This is a genomic window from Streptomyces sp. NPDC088116, assembly GCF_044741745.1.
In the GTDB taxonomy this organism is placed as follows: Bacteria; Actinomycetota; Actinomycetes; order Streptomycetales; family Streptomycetaceae; genus Streptomyces.
In genome coordinates, this window is record NZ_JBIUTF010000003.1 from 437,407 (window position 1) to 461,648 (window position 24,242).

The following is a 24,242-nucleotide window of genomic DNA, read 5'->3' on the forward strand; positions in this document are numbered from 1 at the left end:
CATGGCGGTGGCCTCGTTCATGCTCGGGCTGACCGGCCTGTTGGTGGCGAACCTGCTGCTCGGGCCGACCGCTGTCGTGCTGGCCTCCCTCGCCCTGTGGCGCGGGACCGCACGCCGGGGCCGCGCCTGGGCGGGCCTCGGGCTCGGGGTCGCCGACCTCGTCGTCCTCGCGGTCCTGGTCACCCTCGACGGCACCCCGTCCTGGAGCATGTAGCAGAACACCGACCACGACTGACAGGACTGAACGCGACGGCCCGCCGGAGAACCCGGCGGGCCGTCGCGTTCGTTCGTATCGGTCGCGCAGGAGACGGACGGGCGACAGGACAGGACCCAGTCCGCACACTCGCCGATTTGACGAATGCCCTTGCCGGGGCGGCAAATGGAGAGATGGCAGACGATGACGATTTCGCGAGAGTGCTGACCTCGGTGGGCCCGCGCCTGCGTGCGCTGCGGCAGGCCAAGGGCACCACGCTGTCCCAGCTGAGTGAAGCGACCGGTATCTCCCTCAGTACGCTCTCGCGCCTGGAGTCGGGGCAGCGCAAACCGACCCTGGAACTCCTCCTGCCCCTGGCGAAGGCGCACGGCGTACAACTGGACGAGTTGGTGGACGCCCCGACGACCGGAGACCCGCGTGTCCACCCGCGCCCCTTCACCCGGTTCGGCCAGGTCTTCGTCCCGCTGACCCGTCACCTCGGCGGACTGCACGCCTACAAGCAGATCCTGCCCGCCGGGCACGGCTGTGGCGAGCGGCCCACGCAACAGACGCACGAAGGGTACGAGTGGCTGTACGTCCTGTCCGGCCGCCTGCGACTGCTCCTGGGGGAGCACGACCTTGTCCTGACCGCGGGGGAGGTGGCCGAGTTCGACACCCGCACACCTCACGCGTTCGCCAACCCCGGACCGCACCCCGTCGAGTTCCTCAGCCTGTTCGGAGCGCAGGGCGAGCGGATGCACGTACGCGCCAAGCCCACCAGCACGTGACACCCACGGGCCCGGCAGCCGTAGCAGCGCCACCGCGGCCGATGCTCCTCGTCGGCCTCAGCGTTCCCCCGCTTCGGAGAGCCACGCGTACGCGGCCCCCGCAGTGAACTCGCGCTGGCCGCCCGCGAAGAGCAGCCCCGCCGTGCCGAACGCCGGGTCGGAGGCCGTTTCCGGGACGTAGGGAATCGCGATGCATCGCATCCCGGCGGAGTGCGCCGCCACCGCACCGGGGGCGGCGTCCTCCAGCACGACACAGTCGGCGGGTCCGGCACCCAGCCGACGTGCCGCCTCCAGGAACACATCCGGCTCCGGCTTGCCGTGGGCGACCTCCTCCGCCGAGACGGTGACCGGGAAATACGCGTCCAGGCCGGTGACACCCAGCGCCGCGTCGATGGCCTCGCGGGACGAACCGGACGCCACGGCCATCCGGGCGCCCTCGGTGTGCAGCCGCTCCACGAACTCCCGCATCTGCGGGAACACCTCCGTCGAGGCGCGTACCCGCTCCAGATAGAGCCGGTTCTTCTCGGTCAGCAGCGTGTCGAGCGAGGCCTCGATCCCGTATTCCTCGCGCAGTGTCTCCAGCGTCTCCCGGGTGCCGATCCCGATGAAACGGCTGTGCTGCTCCCAGCTGAAGTCGTGCACCCCGTACCGGGACAGGAGCCGGCGCCCGGCCTCGTAGTAGTTCGGTTCACTGTCGACGAGTGTTCCGTCGAGGTCGAAGATGACCGCGGGGATCGCCGGAACCGGCGCGACGGTTGAGATGTACGAAGTGCTCATGCGTCCCAGCATGCCAAGTCAGCGCTACGCGTCGGTGGGCCGAGCCGGTTCGGCCGCCCGGCCCACCGACTCGACCAGCGGCAGCAGCCGGTGCGGCACCCGCTCGCGCAGCGCCATCTCCGTACGGGTACGGACCACGCCCGGCATCCGGATCAGCCGCTGGACCACATCCTCCAGATGACCGTTGTCGCGCGCCACGACCCGGGTGAGCAGGTCCCCGCTGCCGGTGATCGAGAACGCCTCGATGATCTCGGGGATCGCGGCGAGGGCGTCACCGACCTCGTCCAAATGCCCCTGCGTGACCTCGATGTGGACGAAGGCGAGTACGGGGTGGCCGAGGGCGGCGGGGGAGAGGTGCGGCCCGGTTCCGGTGATCACCCCGTCCCGCTCCAGCCGGTCGAGACGGGCCTGGAGGGTGCCCCGGGCGACACCGAGGATCCGGGCGTACTCCCGCACGCTCGTGCGCGGCTGCTCGATGAGGAGCCGCAGGATGCGAGTGTCGAGCGTGTCCACGGTCATGGTCCGTTGGCCTCCTGATGTCCGTACGTCACCGGCGAGGACTGTACCAATGGCCCTGTGGCGACGGATCAGCTCGAGCCACTGTCCCGCGCACGCGTGGGGGCGCGCCGCCGCCCCACCCGTACGCGCGGGCCTCTTACCCTGAAATGACGTGCGTGCTCTGAAACGACGTGCGTGACGTGCCACCAGGACCACTGTCGTCTGTCGTCAAGGGAGATGCGCATGCTCAGCAAGCAGGAAGCCGCCGAAGCCGTACGTCAGGCCAAGGTGAAGACCGGCGTCACATGGGCCCAACTGGCCGATGCCGTCGGCAAGCCGTTGGCCTGGACCACCGCAGCGCTGCTCGGCCAGCACCCGATGGGCAAGGACGAGGCGGACACCGCGGCGGCGCTGCTCGAACTCGGCGACGACGCCGCCCTTGCTTTCCGACTCCAGCCGACCCGCGGAGCCCTGGACGCCGCCGTTCCCGTGGATCCCACGATCTACCGGCTCTACGAGGTCGTCCAGGTCTACGGGCCGACCATCAAGGAGCTGATCCACGAACAGTGCGGCGACGGCATCATGAGCGCGATCAACTTCCGCCTCGACGTCCGGCGTGTTCCCGACCCCGCGGGCGACCGGGTCGTCATCACCCTCGACGGGAAGTACCTGCCGTACCAGTGGTAGCGAGCGCCCCGGGGCGCCCCTCCGGCAGCTGCAGGTGCGGCTGTCGCCTGTTTCCGCATGCACGAACGTTCCGCATGCACGACCCTGATGGTCGATTTGGGTTCGCGAGTACGATGTGATCTCGCTGTTCCGGGTGGCATCTGCGGATCTGGAGGGGGTCGGCCGTGGCTGTTCTGGTGGTGCAGCACGTGGCGGAGGAGGGGCCGTACGAGATCGGTTCGGCCCTGAGGGCCGCCGGACTCGCCCAACGGGTGTGCCGGGTATGGGAAGGCGACCCGCTTCCGGAGGACCTGAACGGAGCCGAGGCGCTGGTGGTGCTGGGCGGGCCGATGTCCGAGCACAGCGACGACGGTTTCCCCACTCGCACGGCGGAGCTGGGCCTGCTGCGCGCGGCGCTGGAGGCCCAAGTGCCGGTGCTCGGCGTGTGCCTGGGCGCGCGGCTGCTGGCGGTGGCGGCGGGTGGAACGGCCCGGCCCGGCAACGGAATCGAGGTGGGGTGGGGGCCCGTGCGCGGGGAATCCGCCGCCGGTGACCCGCTGTTCGCCGGGCTCCCGGAGCAGCCGAGGGTGCTGCACGGGCACGGCGACACCCTGGATCTCCCCGCCGGGGCGGCGAGGTCGGCCGCCCGCGACCGCTCTCCGGTGCGGGCGTTCCGGGTGGGCGCGGCAGCGTGGGGACTCCAGTTCCACGTGGAGACCGACGCCGCCGCGGTCGACACCTTCGCGACGGCATTCCCCGAGGAAGCTGCTGTCGCGCCGGGCCTGTGCGAGGACGCGCTCGCGGAACCGGCGGTCCTCGCGCCGTACCGGGACGGGGTGTTGGTGCGGTTCGCCGCGCTGGCGGCGGCTCGAGCCGGCTACACGTCGACCCGTACGTTCTTCACGCCGAGGGCCCGGACCTGGGAGGAGCGCTTCGCGGGCGACGGCCCCGTCTACGCGGCCGCTGTCGCCCGGATGGGGCTCGGCGCGGGACAGACGGTGCTCGACCTGGGATGCGGCACCGGCAGGGCGCTGCCCGCGCTGCGGGCGGGGGTCGCGGACAACGGGGCGGTCCTCGCCGTGGACGTCACTCCGGCGATGCTCGCCGCCGCCGCCGGGTACGGCCGCGCGGACCTCGCGGTGTTGCTGCTCGCCGACGCCTGCCACCTGCCTCTGCCCTCCGGCACCGTGGACGGCATCTTCAGCGCCGGACTGCTCAACCACATCCCCGAACCGGCCCCCGCACTGAGGGAATGGGCCCGGGTGACCGCTCCGGGCGGCACCCTCCTGCTCTTCCACCCCTCGGGCCGTGTCGAACGCGCCGCCCGGCACGGCCGCCCCCTGGACCCCGACGACCCGCTGGCCGAGACCAACCTGCGGCCCGCGCTGGAGGCGGCCGGCTGGCGGCTGGCCCGTTACGAGGACGCGCATCACCACTTCCTGGCCCGTGCCGTACGCGTCGGCTGATCCCGCACGGGACGTCGCCGTGAGGCAATCGAACGACGGAGTCCGGTGCGAAAGGTCGTATGCGGCTCGGGCGCGGGCAAGGCATGGCCGTTGGCCTACCAGTGGCCATGAACAGGATGCCTGGATGTGCCAATGGTGCAGTCGATCGCTGGGCTGTTGAGCCAGTGGGGTCAAAGATGGTTCTCTGTGCGGTATCCAGGTACTCAGGGCGCCGCGCAGCGCCGGCCGGCGACGAAGCCGGATCCGGTCCGCGGTGCCTTCGTCGTCCTGCTCGCCGCCACCGGACAGGCCCTGCCCCCGGACGGTCGCAGGAGCGGCGGGCACCACTGCGAGGGGGGCGGCAAACCGCCGTGAAGAGAATGTTCGTGGCTCCGGACCCGGGGCGTCTGAGGCTGCGGAACGCGACCCGCGCCGTCATGGGCATCGCCCTGGCTGTCGCCGCCGCCGAGCTGTGCGGGTTCTCGCTCGTCGCGTCGATCACCGGAGGGCTCGCGGCGCTGGTCGCTCTCTTCACCGTCACCGACGCGACCGTCCGTGCCCAGCGGATCACCACCGCGCTGTTTCCCGTCGCGGGATTCCCCGTGCTGGCGCTCGCCACCACCCTGCACGGCGTCACCCTGGCCCGCGACGCCGCGTTCCTGACGGTCGTCTTCTGCGGGGTCTACGCACGCCGTTGGGGCCCACGCGGCAACGCCCTCGGGATCTTCGCCTTCATGAGCTTCTTCATGACGCAGTTCCTGCACGCCGTCCCCGCCCAACTGCCCGAGCTGTACGCCTCGGTGAGCCTCGCTCTCCTCGTGGCCGGCGCTGTGCGCTTCGTGATCTGGCCCATCGAGCGGCGTAACCCTCCCGTCGCGCCGCCGCCGGGCCTGCCCGGCGGCGGCCTGGCCCGGCCGACGACCCGGCAGGCCTTTCAGGCCACCGCCGCCTGTCTCGCCGCGCTGTCGATCGGACAGGTGCTCTCCGAAGACCGCTGGTACTGGGCCGTCGGCACCGTCTGGTGGATCTTCGTCAACACGACGTCCCGCGGCGAGACGCTGATCCGTGGATTCCGCCGTGTCCTCGGCACCGTGACCGGCATCGCCGTCGGGTTGCTGGTCGCCATCCCCTTGCACGGCGCGCCCGTGCCAACGGCGGCCCTGGTCGCCCTGTGCGTCTTCGCGATCTTCTACACAGCCGCGGTCTCCTACTCCTGGATGGTGCTGGCGGTGACGGTCATGGCCGGCCTGCTCTACGGTCTGCTGGGCGTCCTGGACCCGGCCCTGCTCGTGCTCCGCCTCGCGGAGACGGGCGCCGGCACGGTGTGCGCCGCACTGGCCGTACTCCTCGTGCTGCCCGTCACCACACATGCCACAACGGACGCGTGGATCCAGCGTGCGCTGCGCTGTGTGCACGTCTGCACCGCCGAGGCCGCCGCGCGGCTCGACGGTTCCCCGGACGCGGACCCCGCCCGCCACATCGCGGAGCTGGAACGGCTGCTCGGCCGGGTCCGGCTCTCGCTCGCCCCGCTGGTGCACCCGCTCAGCCCGATGAGGGCCCGGAAGGCGCGGGCCCGCCAGGTGCTCGCGCTGCTCGACGACTGCGCCCGCGAGGTCCACGGTCTCGCCGCCCTCGCCGCCCGCGCCGCCGTCCCGGACGTCACGTACGAAGCACGACTGGCCGTCGTCTGCGGACGGGTCGAGACTGCCGTGGAAGCGCTCACGAGGCCGGACGGCGGGCCCGGGACGAAGGTCCCCGACATCGTGGCGCGGCCTGCCGGCGCCGAGCCCGCGCTGGCTCATCTCCACGGCTTGGAGCGAGCACTGGCGGACCTCGCCGCCCCCTTGCGCGGCTCGCCGCGCCCGGCACTCACCGGAGCCTGACCGGCGTATCGGTCAGACGGCGGACCAGCCGTTGTCGACGGGCAGGATGGCCCCGTTGATGTTCGCCGCGGCGTCCGAGGCCAGGAAGAGGATGGCGGCTGCCTGCTCCTCGGCGGCTGCCACGTTGCCGGCGAGTCCGAGATAGGGACGGAGCGCGCCAGGACCGTGCGCCTCCGCCCGCGCGTCGACCTGGATGGCGGTCGCGGTGGCGCCGGGGGCTATGGCATTGGTGCGGATTCCCTCGTTCCGGTACATCACGGCGAGGGACTTCGTGAGGCCCGCGACGCCGTGCTTGGCGGCGGTGTACGCGGCACCGGCCGCGCTGCCGCGCAGACTCGACTCGGACGCGGTGAAGACGATCGCGCCCTTGCCGGCGGCCAGCATGTGCGGCAGGGCGGCCCGGGTCAGCAGGAAGGGTGCCGTCAGATTGACCTGAATGACGCGGTGCCACTCGGCGTCGTCGGTGTCCGCGAGGGCCGACATGCGGTCCATGATGCCGGCGTTGTTCACCAGGACATCCAGGCCACCGAAGGCATCCACGGCCGTGGCGACGACCTGGTCGACCACCTGCTGGTCGCTGAGATCACCGACGACCGCACGGGCGATGCCTCCGTCGGCCTCAATGGCCGTGACGACCTGTTCGGCGTTTTCCTTGTGCAGATCCGCGACCAGTACCTTCGCGCCCTCCTGGGCGAATCGCAGGGCCGTGGCCCTGCCGATGCCCGATCCCGCTCCGGTGACGATGACGCTGTGTCCCTGAAGACCGGTACTGCTCATGGGGCACTCCCTGTGCTCGGCGGGGCCGCATCGGCCCGGGGTCGTCCCGGTCCGCGCGCCCGCGGGTGTCGTTGAGGTGCCGGCCTCGGCGGCCGACCGTCCGGTCCTGGCCGCGGAGACGGCGGACAGCGGACTGCTTGAGTCAGGCAAGCATGTCTGTATTGCTTGAGTCAAGCAAGTTGCTGATAGGGTGGCTGGTATGTCTACACCGCAGTCAGCAGCCGGCTCCGTCTCGACGGACGTGGCCGAGATCGAGCGTGCCCTCAGTCGTGTCGCCTATCTGACCGGCCGGGTCCGGCAGCACGATCGCCTCATGGCCCTGGCCGGAGTGCCGCTGGACCGTGCCGCCGTGGCGCTCCTGCGGCAGATCGCCGATTCGGAGTCCCTGCGTCTCGGCGAGCTGGCGGCCCAGCTGGCCGTGGAGGCATCGCATGTCACCCGGCAGGTGCAGCAGTTGCAGAAGGCCGGATACGTGACCCGTGTCCCGGATCCGGATGACCGCCGAGCGCAGCGCATCGAGCTCACACCGTTCGGCCGGGACGCTGTCGACCGTATCCGGGAGGCGAGCTGCCGGGGGATGGAGATGGCCTTGGCGGAGTGGTCGCCGCAGGAGTTGGAGCGACTGGCCACGCTGTTCCATCGGATGGTCGACGACTTCCTCGCCTACGCCGAGGAGAGCCCCGAACAAGGCGATACCGGTGTATCGCGCCCCGTCTGAGCGTAAAAGCGGTGCTGCTTACGGGAGTTGCCCCGGATGCGTGATCTTCCGTATTGACAGGTGAAGTTCTGGTGTCTGTAATGAACCCGGTGTCGCGTGACGCCGGCCAAAGAGCAGTGGGCCGGTCGGCGATCGGGCGAACACCCTTCAGTCAAGGGGTCCGTCATGAGTTCATACTCCGCGCCCTGCACATGACGTAACGCAGTCGCACAGCGTCTTCTCTCTCCCCTCCCGCGTATCCCGGCACCGTCACCTGTGCCGAGCCCGACGGTTCCTTACGGCGGCACGTTCAACGGCCGTGTGGTACCCGTCCGCGACGCGCGCCCGGCGAGAGGCTGTGCGGTCACTCCGACCTGCACACGTCATCACCAGTCATCACCGCAGTCACTGCGGATTTCACTCGCATCCTCCGGAGACACAGAACCGAATGCCCACATCCTTCAATGAATCGGTCATCGAGGAGTTCCGCACCAACGAGGGGAAGGTCGGCGGCCCCTTCGAAGGCGGGAATCTGCTCCTGCTGACGACCACCGGCGTGAAGTCGGGGACCGAGCAGACCGTTCCTCTCGGTTACGTCCGTCACGGCGACTCACTCCTGCTCGTCGGGTCCAACCTCGGTGCCCCGCATCACCCTCAGTGGTTTCTCAACGTGCTCGCCCACCCCGTGGTACGGGTGGAGATCGGCACCCGTACCTTCCAGGCCCTCGCGGTGCCCGCCGAGGGAGACCGGCGCGAGGAACTGTTCGCGCATGTCGTACGAGTGACGCCCGGATACGGCGACTACCAGGCCATGACCGCCCGGACCCTGCCCGTCGTGGTGCTGGAGCGCGCCGAGCCCGACGGCTGGGAGGGCCCTCGCGAGATCACTACCCTCGCCGGAAAACTCATCGAGGTCCATACCTGGCTGCGCCGCCAGTTGCGTCAGGTGAAGGCGGAGACCGACGCCCACTGCGCCGCACGCGCCGCCCACCAGGGCCCCGGTGAGCCACCTGCCCCGAGCCTCGGGCTGCAGATCCGGCAGCGATGCCTGGCGTTCTGTCAGGCTCTCGATTTCCACCACACCAGCGAGGACGCGCACCTGTTCCCCGGCATCGCCCGCCACCACCCCCACCTGGCCGACACCTTCGGCCGGCTCCGCGACGAACACCGCACGGTCGCACGCATCCAGAGCGAGTTGGTGGCCCTGCTGGCCGGTATCGACATCGCCGACCCCCGGCGCTTCCGCACCGAGCTGGAAGAGATGTCGGCCGAGCTGAATGCGCATCTCGACTACGAGGAGGAGTCGATTCTTCCCCTCCTGGCCGAGGTTCCATGGCCGCCGGTTCCTCCCGCGAACACGGCTGAGGACAGCGAAGCCGGAAAGGTCTGACAGAGGCCCGCACGGACGGTGACGGTCCGGATCTCCGGGGCGTCACCGCCCTGCGGCCCACCCCACTGCCCTCCGGCCTGCCATTGTGCCCCGAGCGACGGAATCCGGCCCGGACCGGAACCCATTCACTGGAAGGTTGTCCCATGCGCGTACGCGTCAAGGCTTTCGATCACCTGGTACTCAACGTGCGCGATGTCGAGCGCGCCCTGGACTTCTACTGCGGACCACTCGGTCTGGAGCCGGTCCGGGTGGACGAGTGGCGGGCTGGTGAGGTGCCGTTCCCGTCGGTGCGGGTCAGCCCGACCACGATCATCGATTTGCTCAGCCGCCCGCGCGCCGAGTCGAACGTGGACCACATCTGCCTGGTGGTCGAGCCGCTGGACTGGCGGCAGATCATCGCCTCGGGCACCTTCACCGTGCTGGAGGGCCCGGTCGGCCGCTTCGGTGCCCGAGGCGAGGCGCAGTCGATCTACGTACGGGATCCGGATGGCAACACCGTCGAACTGCGCTGGTATCCGCAGGACGCGGCGGAGTGAACTCCGCGTGGTGCGATCACCAGCTCACGGGCAGCTCACGCAGCCCGCTGAAGAACTCCTTCGACCGCCACCGCAGTTCTTCCACCGGAACGGCGAGGCGCAACTCCGGCATGCGGGTCATCACCTGCTCCAGAGCCACTTGGAGTTCCAGCCGGGCGAGGTGCGCGCCGAGGCAGTAGTGGATTCCGTGCCCGAAGCTGACGTGTTGCGCGGTCACGGGGCGGTCGAGGACGAGCCGGTCCGGGTCGGGAAAGACATCGGGGTCCCGGTTGGCGGCCGCCTGGGAGATGACGACCGGTTCGCCCGCGCGGACGAGCACCCCGCCGAGTTCGATGTCCTCCATGGCGTACCGGGGCAGGGTCAGCCCGTTGAGCAGCGGTACGTACCGCAGGAGTTCCTCGACGGCCTTCGGCACCAGGCCGGGTTGGGCGCGCAGCCGGGCCAGCAGGTCTTCGTCGCCCTCGGCGGGAAGGAGCAGCAGGGAGAAGAAGTTGGCGATCTGGTTGGTGGTGGTCACGAACCCGCCGACGAGCAGCTCGTTGAGGACACCCGTCAGCTCTTCCTCGGTGATGGTCTTGTCCCGGTCGCAGGCCTGGACGAGGATGGTGAGCAGATCGTCGGCCGGCTCCCGGCGCCGGGCCTCCACCCAACTGCCCATCAGGGCGAAGAACTCGGCGGCCTGCCGCTGGATCGCCTGGGGCGGCGCACTGCCCGAACAGACCGTGTCCGCCCAGTCCCGCACATGGCGGTGGTCGGCGTAGGGCACACCGACCAGCTCGCAGATCAGTGTCATGGGCAGGGGGAAGGCGAAGTTCTCGACCAGGTCGGCTGGCGGCCCGGTCTCCATCATCCGGTCGAGCAACTCGTCGGCGATCGCGCGGATACGGTCACGCAGCAGCTCGATACGGCGAGCGGTGAACTCCTTGCTCAGCAGGGAGCGCATCCGCGTGTGGTCGGGGGCGTCGATGGAGATGAGGCCCCCGCCTCCCGTACGCGGCATCGGACTGATCCGGGGCTGGTCGCGGCGGACGGCCTCGGCGAGGCTGAAGCGGGTGTCGGACAGGACGCTGCGGACGTCCTCATGACGGGTGGCGAGCCAGGCGTCCTCGCCGTAAGGGAGACGCACCCGGGCGAGGGGCTGGTCCCGCAAGGGGCGGTAGTCGGGGTGGAGCCCGAGGCCCTCGGTGGTCCAGAAGGGGTACGCGAGGGGCTCTGGTTGCTGCGCGGAGTCGTGTTCCTGCTGGAGAGACACAGGGGTTTCCGCCTTTCCTGGTTCGGGCCTTCGTAAGGGGCGGCGCTGGTCAGGGGTGGTCGGTTCCGGCCGACAGCGATCGGCGGTCGGCAGTCGGCGGTCAGCGGGGGAGACGCGCGTGCTCCGGGACGTGCAGCTCCTCCCGGCCGCGCGGGACGGGCTGTGGGCCCACGGGCACGAGGACATGGGTCGGCGGGGGCGCCGTGTCGTCGACCGAGGCGGTGAAATCGCGCCCGTCGTCCCGGCAGATGAACTGCATCACCTGCCGTCCGGCGCCCGCCGCCCTGATGAGACCGCCGGTGGTGGCCCACACGCCGGAGAGGTAGAAGTTCGACAGACCGGGCAGAACCGGGCCGTTCTTCTTGACGAGTTCCTCCATCGTCTCGCCGCTCTCGACGAAGGGCTGCCAGCCGAGGAAGGTGCCCTCGTAGTTTCCGGTGTAGCGGATCTGCGTGAGCGGAGTGCAGGTGTCCCGTACGGCGATGGAGTCCTTCAGGCCCGGGTAGCGCTCGTCCAGGAAGGCGACGATCGTGTCCCGCACCCGGCGCTTGGCCATGGAGTAGGCGCGGCCACGCCGAACGGGAAGGGTGTGCAGCTCCTCGCCCCTGCGGAAACGGCTGAACTGCTCGGGCCCCTCGCTCAGTTCGCGCCAGGGCTCCGTGTCGGAGAAATACGTGGCGTAGATGACCGTCGTGTCGTCCGGTGACAGCTCGGGGTAATACCGGCTGCGGAACTGGACGTTGAGACTCGGATGGCGCATGCCCGTCAGCCGGGAGGCCGTGGCCTCGTCCAGGAGATGCGTGGTGGTCGGCTCGCCCTCGGGGAACGGCCGCCGCAGGCCGAGGAACAGACTGACATAGCCGGGGAACACCATTCCCGGCTCCTTGATGGTCTCCTCGAAGAGCTGCCGCCAGTCGTCGTCCATATAGCGGCCGTCGAGGAACTTCATCAGGGTGGTGGGCCCGTCGCAGGCCGAGACGATGATATCGGCGTGGTACTCACGCCCGTCGGTGAGCCGCACGCCCACCGCGCGGTCGTTCTCGACCAGGATCTTCTCGACCTTCGCGTTGTATGTGATCTCGCCGCCGAGCCGTTCGTACCGGTCCGCGATGGAGCGGGCGAGGCCGAGCGACCCGCCTTCCGGCACCCCGGCCGAGAGGTTCGCCTGAGCCGCCATCTGGAAGTAGAACGGCAGGACGGGGAACGCGGGATGCTTCTCGTACAGGATGTAGTTGAACGCCTCGACCAGCAGCGGATCCTTGAAACGCGCCGAGTACTCCGTCATCAGCGTCGACATCGACGTACGGAAGAGATTGAAGTACGGGACGAAGCCGGCCAGCATGCGCCAGCGCTCCCGGCGGCTCATCAGCGGAACGGGCTTGAGGAACGGATACGCCGGGAGGCAGGCGCGGAACTTGCGCAGGCCGGAGCAGAAAGCGCGGATCGGACGGGCGTCGGCCGGTGAGAGGGACAGCAGATGGGCTTCGAGCCGGTCCGGGTCGCAGTAGAAATAGACGGTCCGGCCGTCCTGGCCACGCACGATGTTGAAGACATCGAAATGGCGCATCTCCTTGCCCTGGAGCGCGCCCAGTTCGAGCCAGATCTGGTGCATCTCGTTGCCGGGGCCGTTGCCGAGCAGCCAGCTGATGCAGCAGTCGAACGTGAAATCGCCCCGGCCCCAGCCGGTGCAGCAGCCGCCGGGGATGTCATGCATCTCGAAGACCTGGCTGCGGTAGCCGTTCATCTGCGCGTAGCTGCCGGTGGACAGGCCGCCCAGGCCCCCACCGATGATGATCATGGATTTTCTGCCGGGATTGGCAGCAGGCATGGTGTGATCTCCTCGGGCCTTCATGATGTGGTCACCGGACCCTGCGCTGTTCGAGCTGCGGCAGGCGGCCCAGCTTTCCGGGATGCCAGGGGTCGGTTCCGCCGCTCTCCCACGCGCGGAATTCGAGGCCCAGTTCCTGGCAGATGTACTGCGTGACGAACCGCCCGCTCGCGGCCGTGCGGATCAGGCTGCCGCCGCCGAACCACTGCCCGGCCATGGAGAAGCCCTCCAGGCCCGGGAGCCGCATCCGGTCCTTGTTGATCAGTCCCGTGATCACGTCGTCGGCGTCGGTGAACGACTTCCAGCCGAGGATGCTGCCCCCCTGGACACCGGTGTACCGCTCGGTGGTCGCGGGCGAGGCCACGTCGATCACCTCGATGGCCTCGCCGATACCGGGGTAGCGGCGCTCCAGGAAGGTACGGACGAAATCGGCGACGTCCTGCTTGCGCGTCCAGTACGCCTTGCGGTCGGTGCGCCGCAACTGCTTCCAGTAGCCGTAGTCGCTGAAGTACGTGCAGTGGATGACCGACTTGCCGGGCGGGGCGAAGCCGTCCGAGTAGCGGGAACGCAATTGCACGACAAGACTCTTCTGGAGCACGTGGGGCAGCGCGGCGTTGTCCTCCTCGGACAGCAGATAGGTGGTGCTGTGCCGCTCTTCGGGGTCCAGTTCGCCTTTCATGCCGACGAAGGCCGAGACGACCCCGGGATAGAGAAGCTCCGGGCGGTTCACCATCTCCTTGAAGAGCGTGTCGATCTTGGGGCTGGTGTACCGGCCGTCGAGCAGGCCGTTGATCGTGGTGGGGCCGTCGCAGGCGGAGACGATGTGGTCGGCGTAGTGCCGCTCCCCGCTGCGCAGTTCCACACCGACCGCGCGGTCGTTCTCGACCAGGACACGCTCCACCCGTGCGCGGTAGTCGACCTGTCCGCCCAGCGAGGTGTAGCGGTCCTCGACCGACCGGGCCAGCCCCAGTGAACCGCCCTGGGGGAAACCGGCGTTGAGGTGGTGGGCGCTGGCCATGTTGAACAGGTAGGGCAGCAGCGGGAAGACCTCGTGGTCCTGGAAGAAGATGAACGGGAACGCCCGGCGCAGCAGTGGGTCCTGGAACCGGCCGCAGAAACGCTCCATACGGGTCGCCGCCGTACGCCAGAAGAGAAGGAAGTCCGGCAGGATCGCGCGGAGCATGGCCAGCTTCTCCCGCGGCGTCTGCAGGGGCGGCGGCGTGAGGAACGGATAGAGGTTGGTGTCGATGAACCGCCTCAGGTCCCGGCAGAAGGCACGGATCGGCCGCGCGTCGGCGGGCGAGATCTCCAGCAGATGCCGCTCCAGCCGGTCGGGATCGTTGTAGAAGGTGACCGAGCGGCCGTTCTCGTCGGTGACGGTGTTGAACATCTCGAAGTTCGCGATGGTCTTGCCGTCGAGAGCGCCCAGTTCCCGCCATACGCGGCTGGCGTCGTTGCCCCGGCCGGTGCCGGTGAGCCACTCGATGCAGTAGTCGAAGACATAGTCCTGGCGGGACCATGCCGTACAGCAGCCTCCGGGCAGGACGTGCCGCTCGAAGATACGGGTCTCGGCGCCGCTCATCTGGGCGTAGCAGCCCGTGGACAGGCCGCCGATGCCGGCGCCGATGACGATGACACGGGGTTTGTCGCCCGGGGTCCGGTCGCGGGCGTGCCATACGGTCCTGGTGTCACGCGACATGGGTCTCGCCTCCGGAAAGGCCTGTGAGGCCGGTGATGCCGTCGATCTCGGTGAGGCCTTCGAGGGCCGCGAGGGCGAGCTTGGCGTTCTGCGAGAGGTACTTGTCGTCCAGCATCTCGGCGTGGGTACCGAAACCGCGGAGCAGTGCCGTACGACCGGTCGAGCTGCCGTGCCACGTGCCGCGCTGTCCCGCCGCGTAGAAGGCGGCCTTCCGCTCGTCGGAGATCACGCTGACGGTGCCGGCCACCGTGCCCACGTTGGGGGTGCGGCCGCAGTAGTCCAGATAATCCCTGGCCTGGGCGAGGGTCTCGGCGGCGACGCTCTCGGAGCCCGTGTGGCGGCGCAGATGGCCGCGCAGTTCGTGCTCGAACGCCTCGATGTGCTCGTCGGCGAGGGTATGGGCCTCCAGGATGCGGTACGAGTCCATGATCACCACGTGGGAGACCTCGCGGCCTCGTGCTTCCAGCTCCTTGGCGACCTCGAAGGCGAGGTTGCCGCCGAGGGAGTAGCCGAGGAGAAGGCAGGGACCGTCGGGCCGGAGCGACTCGACGAGGTCGGCGTAACGGATCACCTTGTCGCCGTCGAGGTGGTTGAAGGCGACCAACTCGTACTGCGGCAGGTGGGCGGCGAACCGGCGGTAGACCAGCCCGTGCCCGCCGGCCGGCGGGAAGCAGAACAAGGTCGGCCCCTGGTCGCCGTTGAAGGTCAGGTAGGGGCGGCTGCCGGAGATCTTGCCGCTGATGATGTCCTCGACCGTGCCGGCCATGCCGTGCAGTGTGGTGACCTTGAAGAGCAGGCCGACCGGGATGTCGACACTGAACTCGGCCTGGAGGCGGTGGATCAGCTCGATCAGCTTGATGGAGCTGCCGCCGGACTCGAAGAAGTCACCGCGCAGGCCCACGCGTTCCAGACCGAGCAGCGACTGCCAGTGGGCTGCCATGCGCTGTTCGTAGAGCGTGACCGGTGGTTCATGCACCTCCTCGGTCGACTCGGCCCGGGGCTCCGGCAGCGCTGCCACGTCGACCTTTCCGTTCGGCGTCACCGGCAGGGCGTCGAGCGCGGTGAAATGGGTCGGGATGAGGTACGTCGGGAGTTGGGCGGCGAGATGGCGGTGCAACGCGCGCGGGTCCAGGGTGGTCCCGGCGGCCGGGACGCAATAGGCGCACAGCACGGCATCGCCCCGGGCATCGGTGCGGACCGTGACGAAGGCCTGGGTGAGGCCGGGCCGCGACATCAGCACGGATTCGATCTCGCCGGGTTCGATGCGATGGCCGCGCACCTTGATCTGGGCGTCGGCGCGGCCGAGGAGATGCAGCCTGCCCCGCGAGTCCCGGCGGGCCAGATCACCGGTGCGGTACAGCCGCTCGGAGGTGGCACCCGGGCCCCGCCCCAGGGTCAGGGACATGAAGCGGCGCGCGGTCTGCTCGGGATCGCCCGCGTAGCCGAGCGCCACGCCCGCGCCGCCGGCCCACAGTTCGCCGACCACGCCGGGCGGTACCAGTTCGCCGTGGGCGTCGAGGATGTGCAGCGAGCAGTTCGGAAGGGGGGAGCCGATCGGGACCGTCTGGTGGGGATCGAGGTCGTCGGCGGGACCTTCGAAGCAGGCGCTGTCGATGGCCGCCTCGGTCAGACCGTACGAGTTGATGACGCGTGTGTGCGGGCCGCACAGGTGGCGCAGCCGCTCGTACTCCGCGACCTTCCAGGTGTCGGAACCGACGATCAGCAGCCGCATGAAGTCCAGCCGGTGACCGCCCAGTTCGCAGTGTGACATCAGGGCGCGGGCGACGGCGGGTACGAATTCGGCGCAGTCGACGCCTTCGGCCGTCATCGTGCTGTGGAGCCGTGCGGTGTTGAGCAGCAGATCGCGTCCGATCAGGACCAGTCGGCCGCCCGAGCACAGGGCGCGGACGAGGTCGCCGGTGAACACGTCGAACGAGACGCCGGCCATCTGAAGATGGACGCCGGGCTCCGCGTCGAGACCGTACTCCGCGCGCCAGGCGCCGTATACGGCGGCGAGAGCGCGGTGGCTGACACGTACGGCCTTGGGGCGGCCCGTCGATCCGGAGGTGTGGATCACATAGGCGGGCGCGTCCATGTCGAAGGCGGCGTCACTGTCGTCGCCGCTGCCGTCGGTCTCCGGCGCCGTGGAGTCGTCCGCGGCGAGGACACCATCCGCGACATCATCCAGGACATCGGTCAGGATGTCGGTGTTCACGGCCGTCAGCCGTTCCCTCCCCGACGCGTCGGCGATGATCAGGTCCGCTCCCGCGTTGTGCGTCATGAACGCGAGCCGGTCGACGGGATGGTCGGGGTCGAGCGGCAGATAGGCGGCTCCCGTCTTGAGGACCGCGAGGAGCGCGACGATCAGTTCGGGAGACTTGGTGAGGCAGACGGCGACGACGTCCCCGCCCCCCACACCCCGCTCGCGCAGCCTGCCCGCCAGAAGCCGGGCACGGTGTTCCAGATCGCCGTACGTCATCCTGCGTACCCCGCCCACCTCGGAGGGGACGGACAGCGCGACGGTGTCCGGACTACGGCCGGCGGCCTCGGAGATCAGCCGGTGCACCGGCACATCGTGCGGGACCGGCCGGCCCACCGCGGCCGGGTCGCGCAGGATGAGGTCGCGCTCCTCGGCACCGAGCATGTCCAGGCGGGGCACCGGCAGGTCGGCGGGGGCGCGGGTCAGCGACTCCAGGACGTTGACATAGTGCGAGACCATCCGGCGCACGGTCCCGGACACGAAGAGGTCGGTGTTGTACTTCAGGACGCAGTGGAAGCGCCGCTCCGTCTCGTCCTCGTATGCGGACAGGGTGAGGTCGAACTGCCCCTCCTCCTCGGGTAGTTCGATGTAGTCCAGGTGATATCCGTACTGCTGCGTGGCCACCTTGTGGGCCAGCAGGATGAACATCGCCTGGAAGACCGCCGACCGGCTCGGGTCGTGCTGGAGGCCCAGCTTCTCCACGAGCAGGACGAACGGGTACTCCTGGTTGTCCAGCCCGCCGAGGACGGTCTGCCGGACCTGGGCCAGCAGCGCGGCGACGGACGGGGCGCCGGACAGATCGGCGTGCAGCGGCAGCGGGTTGACGAAGTAGCCGTAGACGGAGGCGAACTCCTCGTCGGTACGGCCGGTCACCGGGCTGCCGACGATGATGTCGTCCTGGCCCGAGTAGCGGTGCAGGAGGATGTAGTAGGCGCTGAGCAGCACCATGTACACCGTCACGTCGTGCTCGCGGGCCAGGGCGTGGACGCGGGCGCTGAGGTCGGCGTCGAGGACGAAGAACTCCGACGCGCCGTTGTGGGTCTGCACCGCGGGCCGGGGCTTGTCGGTGGGCAGGTCCAGGGCCGGGACCTCGGCGGGCAGGCTGCCGCGCCAGTAGTCCAGCATGCGCCGGGCGTCGGGCGAGGCCAGGAACCTGTTCTGCCGGTTGAGGAAGTCGAGGTACCGGGCCGGCACGGGCGGTAGCTGGACGGTCCGGCCCGCACGCATGCCCTCGTAGAGGGCGAGGAGTTCCTCGATGAAGGTGAACGTGGAGATCGCGTCGGAGATGATGTGGTGGACGGCCTTCATGATGACCCAGCGGTCCGGGCCGCGCCTGAAGAGCCGGAACCGGATCAGCGGGTCGTGTTCGAGGTCGTACGGTCTGCGGTACTCACGGACGATCATCTCGTGGATGTCGTCCCAGTCGCGGCCCTCGACGTCGAACAGGGCCACATCCGGCTCGCCGCTGTCCGAGACCCGCTGCACCGGCTGCCCGTCCTCCAGCGTGAAGTTGGCCCGCAGCACGGGATGCCGGGCGACGAGCGCGCGGACGGCGGTGAACATCAGCTCCGGTTCGAGCGCGACCCTCACCTCTACGGCGCCGCCGATGTTGTAGGCGAAGCCGTCGGGGTTGAGCTGCTTGAGGAACCAGAGGGCTTTCTGGTTCTGGGTGAGGGGATGCCGGGACGCGTCCTCGTACCTCTCGACCGCTGCGGCGTCGTGGGTCCCGTCCGCCGTCTCCGCGGCCAGCGCGGCCGTGGCGCCGTGGAGCTGGGTGATGAGCTCCTGGGTGGGAGCGCCGCTGAGCAGCGCCACGACGGGCAGCGCGACACCGGTCTCGGCGTGGATACGGGCGCGCAGCTCCATGGCGAGGAGCGAGTCGAGGCCGAGCGAGCCGAGGCTGCTCGCCGGTTCGATCTGCTCGGTGCGCACCCGCAGTACGGTCGACGCCAGCTCCGTGAAGCGCTCGGCGACCAGCTCGGTGCGCCGCTCCTCGTCCGCCGTACGGAACACATCGAGGAAATCGCTGTGTTCGTCGGCGGACGCGCCACCGGCGGCGGCTGCCTCGGCGGCGAGGTGTGTGACGAGCGGGGGCGGGGACGCGTACCAGGCGAGGAAGACCTTCCAGTCGACGATCGTCGCGATCAGCAGCTGGGGGCGGTCCTGGCCGATGACGCGTTCCAGGACGGCCATGCCGGCACTGGGCGCGAGGGAACTCATGCCCCGGCTGACGCGGTAGTGCTCGACCAGATTGAGGTCCTCGATCATGCCGGTCGCCCACGGTCCCCAGTCGAGGCTGAGCGCGGGCAGCCCGCGGGCACGGCGGTGGTGCGCCAGCGCGTCGAGGAAGGCGTTGCCCGCCGCATAGTTGGTCTGGCCCGTCGTGGTGAGCAGCGAGGCGACCGAGGCGAAGAGGACGAAGTGGTCGAGCGGTGCGTCACGCAGCAGATCGTGGAGCAGCCAGGCGCCGGCGGCCTTGGGGGCGAGGACGGAGTCGAACACGGCCCGGTCCATGTCCCGGACGAGCGTGTCCTGGACATGCCCGGCGAGGTGGAACACGCCCCGTACCTGCGGAGCGTCCTGCTCCCGGTACGCGTCGAGCCAGGCGGTCAGGGCCTGTTCGTCGGTGATGTCCACGGCGGCGTGGACGGGGTGGGCGCCGAGGGCCTCCAGTTCCTTGACGAAGCGCGCGTTGCCGCCGGCCGTGGAGTCGGGATCGAGGTCGCGCCAGGTGGCGCGCTCCGGCAGGGGGGTGCGGCCGACGAGGATGAGATGGCGGGCACCGCGCTGGACGAGGAAGCGGCACAGGAGCCGGCCCAGCGAGCCGAAGGCGCCGGTGACGAGGTAGGCACCGTCCGGGCGCAGCCGTGGCGGGAGGGGGCGGGTGAGCCCCTCGGGCCGGGTGAGACGGCTGATGAGACGACGGCCGTCGCGCAGCGCGATCTCGTCCTCGGTCCGCCCCGTTTCCGTGGAGGTGGAGAGGATCTCGTGCAGCAGGGCCTTGGCCTCGGCTCGGCGGGCCGAGGCAGTGATCTGCGTGCCGGCCGGAGCGAGGTCGATCAGCTTGCCGCCGTGGCTGGTCAGTTCCTGATGGCGCAGGACGCGGCCGATGCCCCACGCGGGGGCGCCCAGCGGCTCGACCCGGTCGCCCGGGTCCACGGCCTGCGCACCGCGGGTGACGATGTGCAGGGCCGCCGGGGCGACGGTCTGGCGAGGGTCGTCCTGGAGCGCCTGGGCCAGGGCGAGGAGGGAGTACGCACCGGCGGTGCTGTGCTCGTCGAGGTACCGCCGCGCGGTGTCGTCCAGCGCCGGGAGGTCGAGGTTCCACAGGTGGACGACGGTGGAGACGGACGGCCCTTCCCCGTCCTCGGTGAACTCGTCGGCGCCGGTGCCTTCGGCCAGCTCGGCCAGAAGCCCGCGCAGGTCGTCGGCGTGGCCGGGCACCACGGTCGAGGAATCGGTGGCGCGGCAGAACGTGTAGCGGTCGCCGGGGCGTACGAGATGGCACCGCCCTCCGCGCGCCGTCACGAGCTCCGCGAGCCTGTCCGCGATCCCGCCGGGCGCGTCGGCGAACAACAGCCAGGTGCCGGGAGCGGGCGCGGGGGAGGCGGTGACCGGGTCGGTGGTCGCCTGCTCGGCGCTGTTCTGCCCTTCGAGAGAAGGCGCTTCGAGCGACGGAGCTTCGTGCGATGGTGCTTTGAGGGGCGCCTCGGTCCAGGTCAGCTCGGTGAGCCAGTTGTCGATCGTGCCGAGTCCCACGGTGGCCGACGCCTTCTCGACATCGGCGGCCCGGAATCCGCCGACGTGGCCGAGAGGCCGGCCGTCGTCGCCGTAGAGGGTGATGTCGCCGACGAGTTCGTCGTCCCGCCGCCGGGTGACCGTGGCGTGGACCCACAACGGCTGGTGGCCGATCGAGGTGGTGTGTACGTCGGCGATGGACAGCGGCAGCAGAATGCCGGTGTCCGGCGCTCCCGCCTTCTCGCTCGCGGCCGTCGCGGTCACGTCGGCCGGGCCGGACCCGCCGGTGAGGATTCCGGCGGTGAGCAGGGCCTGGAAGCAGGAGTCGAGCAGCACGGGGTGGACGTGGTGGCGCGCCGCGTCGTCGCCGACGCACTCGGGCGGCCTGATCCGGGCCAGCGCCTCGCCCGGCCCGGTCCACACTCCCTCGATGCCATGGAAGGCCGGACCGTAGTGGTAGCCGTGGGCGCTCAACGCCGTGTAGCAGGCGGTGGCGTCGAGGTGCCGGTCACTGCGGGCCCTGACCGCGTGGACGTCCAGCGGGGCGGTATGCGCGGAGCGGTGGTGTCCGGTGCGGACGACGCCGCACGCGTGGACGGACGTCTCGTCGGTGTCCCCGGCGCCCGTCGCGATGGTGAAGGCGGCGTTCTGCGAGGAGAACGACAGCTGTACGGCGCGGGGCGCGTCGTCGGGAAGGAACAAGGCCTTGCGCAACTCGATGTCGCCGAGCGCGATCTCGGTGCCGCTGGTCATGGCCCGTACCGCCTGGGCGGCCATCTCGACATAGCCCGCGGCCGGGAACAGCGTCCGGCCCTGGATCCGGTGGTCGGCGAGGTAGGGGGCCCTCTCGACGTCGAGTTCCGCTTCCCAGGCGGGCTCCGCGGTGGCCAGGCGGCGGCCGAGCAGAGGATGGTCGAGCACACCGAGCCTGACCTGTGCGACCGGCCGGGGTTCGGTCCAGTACCGGTCGCGCTTCCACGGATAGCGCGGCAGCGGTACGGTCCGGCCCTCCGGCTGAAGTACGTCCCAGTCGACGGCGAAGCCGAGGTTGTGGAGCGCGGCCAGCGAGGTGGTGAACCGGGCCGCCTCGTCCTCCTCGCGGCGGATCGAGGGCAGCGTGAGCACGTCCTCGCCGGCCCGGTCGGCAGGTCTGTCGGCCAGGCACTCCTTGATCGAGTGGGCCAGCACCGGATGCGGACCGATCTCCAGGAAGACCCGGTGGCCGTCGTCGGCCACACGCTCGACGGCCGCACGGAACCTGACGCTGTCCCGGATGTTGCTCCACCAGTAGTCCGCGTCGAGTTCGGAGCCGTGGGCCAGGCCCTCCCGAGCCGTCAGATACAGCGGCACCTGGGCGGGGCGCGGCTCGATGCCGGCGAGACTGAGAAGCAGTTCGTCCTTGATCAGATCCATGCGGGCGCTGTGGTACGGCACGCGGACGGTGAGGAACTTGGCGAAGATCTGCTCGGCGCGCAGGCTTTCGGCACATGCGGCCAGCGCGTCCTCGTCACCGGCGAGGGTGAGCGCGGTCGGGCTGTTCACGGCCGCGACGGACACCAGGTCGCCGTACGGCCGGATACGGCGCATGGCCTCGTCCTCGGGCAGGCCCACGGCGAGCATCGTTCCCGTGCCCACCAGCCGCTGCTGGAGGCGGCTGCGGTGTACGACGATCCGTACCGCGTCGCGCAGGCTGTAGACGCCCGCTTCGTGGAACGCGGCGATCTCTCCCGTGCTGTGACCGACGATGGCGGCGGGGTGCACGCCATGAGCGCGCCACAGGGCGGCGAGGCCGGTCTGCACAGCGAAGTTGGCGGGCTGGGCCAGCCAGGTCTCGGCCATCCGCGAGTCGGCCGCGTCTGCGGCCATCTCCTCGACGAGGGACCAGCCGGTGAGGGCGGCGATCTCACGGTCGCAGCGCTCGACCGCCTCCCGGTAGACGGGCTGCGTGGCGAACAGTTCACGGCCCATGCCCCACCACTGGGGGCCCATTCCGGTGAACACCCAGGCCGGATGGCGCTGTTGGTCCTCGCGACGCCGGTCGAGGAGCACACGGGGATGGGCATCGCCCCGTACGAACGCGGCGAGCGCCTCGTCTAGATCGTCACGGGAGCTGTAGACCACGGACAGCCGGGCGTCGTGGTGCTGGCGGCGGTGCGCGAGGGTGTGGCCGAGGTCGTCGGTGGACGGAGCCGGCCGCCCGGTGAACGGGTCGGCGGACCCGGCCAGTTCCCGGCGGATCCCCTCGGCCAGCTCGGGCAGACCGGACGCGTCGCGCGCGGTCAGCGGAAGGACCCGGTAGCGAGCGCGGGGCACTGATGCCGGGGCCGCGGCCGGTTCGTCCGTCGGGGACGGGAGCGGGGCCTCCAGCAGAACGTGCGCGTTGGTGCCGCCGAAGCCGAACGAGTTGACCCCCGCCCGCGCGGGTCCTTCGTGCGCGGGCCAGGGGGTGACCCGGGTCGGAATGTCGAACGGCGAGGAGGCGAGGTCGATGCCGGGGTTGATCCGCTCCAGGTTGATGTGCGGGGGGATCAGGCCGTGCTTGATGCTGAGGACGGTCTTGATGAGTCCGGCGATTCCGGCGGCCGACTCGGTGTGCCCGATATTGGTCTTGACGGAGCCGACGTAGCAGGCGGCGCCCGGCTCCCGGCCCACGGCGAGGGCCCGGCCGAGGGCGTTGGCCTCGATGGGGTCGCCGACCGGTGTGGAGGTGCCGTGGGCCTCGACGTACTGGAGGCCGCCCGGTGTGATGCCGGCCTCGGCGCACACCCGCTCGATCAGGGTGACCTGGGCGTCGGCGCTGGGCACGGTGATGCCGTTGGTGCGGCCGTCCTGGTTGACGCCGCTCGCGGTGATCACCGCGTGGATCGGATCACCGTCCCGGACGGCGTCCGCGAGGCGTTTCAGGGTGACGACCCCGACGCCTTCGGCGCGGACATAGCCGTCCGCGTCGGCGTCGAACGTACGGGACCGGCCCTCGGGGGAGAGGAAGCCGCCCTTGGTCTCGGCGATGGTGTACTGCGGCGCGAGATGCAGCAGGGTGCCGCCCGCGAGGGCGAGGGAGCTCTCGCGCCGGCGCAGGCTCTCGCAGGCGAGGTGCACGGCGACCAGGGACGAACTGCACGCGGTGTCGAGGGAGACACTCGGCCCGCGGAAGTCGAAGCAGTGCGAGATGCGGTTCGACACCATCGTCATCATCGTGCCGGTCGCCGTGTGCGCGCCCAGGGTGTCGAAGCGCAGGTCGGCGAACTGGAGGATCTTGTAGTCCAGGGTGAACGCGCCGATGTACACGCCCACATCGCTGCCGGCCAGCTCGGCCGGCTTCTGGCCGCCGTCCTCCAGTGCCTCCCACGCCACCTCCAGCAGCTTCCGCTGCTGCGGGTCCATATGGCTGGCCTCACGGGGACTGATGCCGAAGAAGGCGGGGTCGAACTCGTCGAAGCCGTCGATGTAGCCGCCCCGGCCGCCCACCAGGCGGCCGGGCTTGGCTCTGTCCCGGCTGCCCAGGGTGGACACGTCGTATCTGTCGGCCGGTGTCGGGGTGATGCAGTCCTTGCCGTCGAGCAGGTTCTGCCAGAAGGTCCGGTGGTCGCTCGCGCCTCCGGGGAAGCGGCAGCCTATGCCGATGATCGCGATCTTCTCGGGAGGCGTGTTCCGGATCGAGTCAGCCATGGTCGGTTCCTTGAGTCGCGTCATTGGCAAGAAAGGCAGATAAGTAGCCATGAGAAGGACATGCGTGGGCGCCCCGGGCCCCTGCCCGACGGCCGTGCGGGGGCCGAGGCGCGCGTAAAGCGTGAGGTCGAACGTGGTTGTAAAGG

Annotated in this window: 16 protein-coding genes; 9 read left to right on the top strand and 7 right to left on the bottom strand. The window is 70.1% G+C overall.

Annotation, left to right across the window (positions count from 1 at the left end):
* Position 1 precedes the first annotated feature (1 nt).
* Together ACIOJD_RS14315 and ACIOJD_RS14320 are read left to right on the top strand one after the other, a co-directional pair.
* On the top strand, positions 2 to 214 hold the full coding sequence (locus tag ACIOJD_RS14315) for a DUF4190 domain-containing protein (RefSeq protein ID WP_401913872.1): 213 nt from the start codon (positions 2 to 4) through the stop codon (positions 212 to 214).
* A 173-nt stretch (positions 215 to 387) separates the two neighbouring features.
* On the top strand, positions 388 to 981 hold the full coding sequence (locus ACIOJD_RS14320; protein WP_401912584.1) for a helix-turn-helix domain-containing protein: 594 nt from the start codon (positions 388 to 390) through the stop codon (positions 979 to 981).
* A gap of 57 nt (positions 982 to 1,038) precedes the next feature.
* Here the strand turns inward: ACIOJD_RS14320 and ACIOJD_RS14325 are convergent, their stop codons facing one another.
* Both ACIOJD_RS14325 and ACIOJD_RS14330 read right to left on the bottom strand, forming a co-directional pair.
* Positions 1,039 to 1,758 carry an HAD family hydrolase gene (locus ACIOJD_RS14325; protein WP_401912586.1) on the bottom strand — a complete coding sequence of 240 codons (720 nt, stop codon included), beginning with the start codon at positions 1,756 to 1,758 and terminating at the stop codon, positions 1,039 to 1,041.
* Between the two features lie 24 nt (positions 1,759 to 1,782).
* Positions 1,783 to 2,277 (bottom strand): Lrp/AsnC family transcriptional regulator, encoded by a 495-nt coding sequence (locus tag ACIOJD_RS14330; RefSeq protein ID WP_401912589.1) that lies wholly within the window; start codon positions 2,275 to 2,277, stop codon positions 1,783 to 1,785.
* A gap of 222 nt (positions 2,278 to 2,499) precedes the next feature.
* Here ACIOJD_RS14330 and cynS point away from each other — a divergent pair, with 222 nt between their 5' ends.
* The 4 genes from cynS to ACIOJD_RS14350 all read left to right on the top strand — a co-directional run bounded on the left by cynS (position 2,500) and on the right by ACIOJD_RS14350 (position 6,250).
* The gene (gene cynS, locus ACIOJD_RS14335; RefSeq protein ID WP_401912592.1) at positions 2,500 to 2,943 is read left to right on the top strand and encodes a cyanase; all 444 of its coding nucleotides are present in this window, start codon (positions 2,500 to 2,502) and stop codon (positions 2,941 to 2,943) included.
* Positions 2,944 to 3,107: 164 nt separating this feature from the next.
* Positions 3,108 to 4,388 carry a methyltransferase domain-containing protein gene (locus tag ACIOJD_RS14340; RefSeq protein ID WP_401912593.1) on the top strand — a complete coding sequence of 427 codons (1,281 nt, stop codon included), beginning with the start codon at positions 3,108 to 3,110 and terminating at the stop codon, positions 4,386 to 4,388.
* Between the two features lie 186 nt (positions 4,389 to 4,574).
* Positions 4,575 to 4,742 carry a hypothetical protein gene (locus tag ACIOJD_RS14345; protein ID WP_401912595.1) on the top strand — a complete coding sequence of 56 codons (168 nt, stop codon included), beginning with the start codon at positions 4,575 to 4,577 and terminating at the stop codon, positions 4,740 to 4,742.
* 5 nt (positions 4,743 to 4,747) lie between these two features.
* Entirely contained in the window at positions 4,748 to 6,250 is a 1,503-nt protein-coding gene (locus ACIOJD_RS14350; protein WP_401913875.1) for an FUSC family protein, read from the top strand.
* A 12-nt stretch (positions 6,251 to 6,262) separates the two neighbouring features.
* On the opposite strand, the gene ACIOJD_RS14355 is transcribed toward ACIOJD_RS14350, so the two are convergent.
* Complete coding sequence (locus tag ACIOJD_RS14355; RefSeq protein ID WP_401912598.1) at positions 6,263 to 7,027, bottom strand: SDR family NAD(P)-dependent oxidoreductase; 765 nt, start codon at positions 7,025 to 7,027, stop codon at positions 6,263 to 6,265.
* A 199-nt stretch (positions 7,028 to 7,226) separates the two neighbouring features.
* On the opposite strand from ACIOJD_RS14355, the gene ACIOJD_RS14360 reads away from it, so the two are divergent.
* The 3 genes from ACIOJD_RS14360 to ACIOJD_RS14370 all read left to right on the top strand — a co-directional run bounded on the left by ACIOJD_RS14360 (position 7,227) and on the right by ACIOJD_RS14370 (position 9,650).
* Positions 7,227 to 7,745 carry a MarR family winged helix-turn-helix transcriptional regulator gene (locus tag ACIOJD_RS14360; RefSeq protein ID WP_401912600.1) on the top strand — a complete coding sequence of 173 codons (519 nt, stop codon included), beginning with the start codon at positions 7,227 to 7,229 and terminating at the stop codon, positions 7,743 to 7,745.
* A 427-nt stretch (positions 7,746 to 8,172) separates the two neighbouring features.
* Positions 8,173 to 9,114: a nitroreductase/quinone reductase family protein gene (locus ACIOJD_RS14365; RefSeq protein WP_401912602.1), complete on the top strand. Its 942-nt coding sequence runs from the start codon at positions 8,173 to 8,175 to the stop codon at positions 9,112 to 9,114.
* Between the two features lie 143 nt (positions 9,115 to 9,257).
* Positions 9,258 to 9,650, top strand: a complete 393-nt coding sequence (locus ACIOJD_RS14370; RefSeq protein WP_401912605.1) for a VOC family protein — start codon at positions 9,258 to 9,260, stop codon at positions 9,648 to 9,650.
* Between the two features lie 16 nt (positions 9,651 to 9,666).
* Here the strand turns inward: ACIOJD_RS14370 and ACIOJD_RS14375 are convergent, their stop codons facing one another.
* From ACIOJD_RS14375 to ACIOJD_RS14390, 4 genes are all read right to left on the bottom strand, one after another.
* Positions 9,667 to 10,902 (bottom strand): cytochrome P450, encoded by a 1,236-nt coding sequence (locus tag ACIOJD_RS14375; RefSeq protein WP_401912608.1) that lies wholly within the window; start codon positions 10,900 to 10,902, stop codon positions 9,667 to 9,669.
* A 100-nt stretch (positions 10,903 to 11,002) separates the two neighbouring features.
* On the bottom strand, positions 11,003 to 12,700 hold the full coding sequence (locus tag ACIOJD_RS14380; RefSeq protein ID WP_401913877.1) for a phytoene desaturase family protein: 1,698 nt from the start codon (positions 12,698 to 12,700) through the stop codon (positions 11,003 to 11,005).
* A 61-nt stretch (positions 12,701 to 12,761) separates the two neighbouring features.
* Positions 12,762 to 14,429 carry a phytoene desaturase family protein gene (locus ACIOJD_RS14385; protein WP_401912610.1) on the bottom strand — a complete coding sequence of 556 codons (1,668 nt, stop codon included), beginning with the start codon at positions 14,427 to 14,429 and terminating at the stop codon, positions 12,762 to 12,764.
* The gene (locus tag ACIOJD_RS14390; protein WP_401912613.1) at positions 14,419 to 24,096 is read right to left on the bottom strand and encodes an amino acid adenylation domain-containing protein; all 9,678 of its coding nucleotides are present in this window, start codon (positions 24,094 to 24,096) and stop codon (positions 14,419 to 14,421) included. The genes ACIOJD_RS14385 and ACIOJD_RS14390 overlap by 11 nt, the downstream gene beginning before the upstream one ends.
* Positions 24,097 to 24,242: the final 146 nt, after the last annotated feature.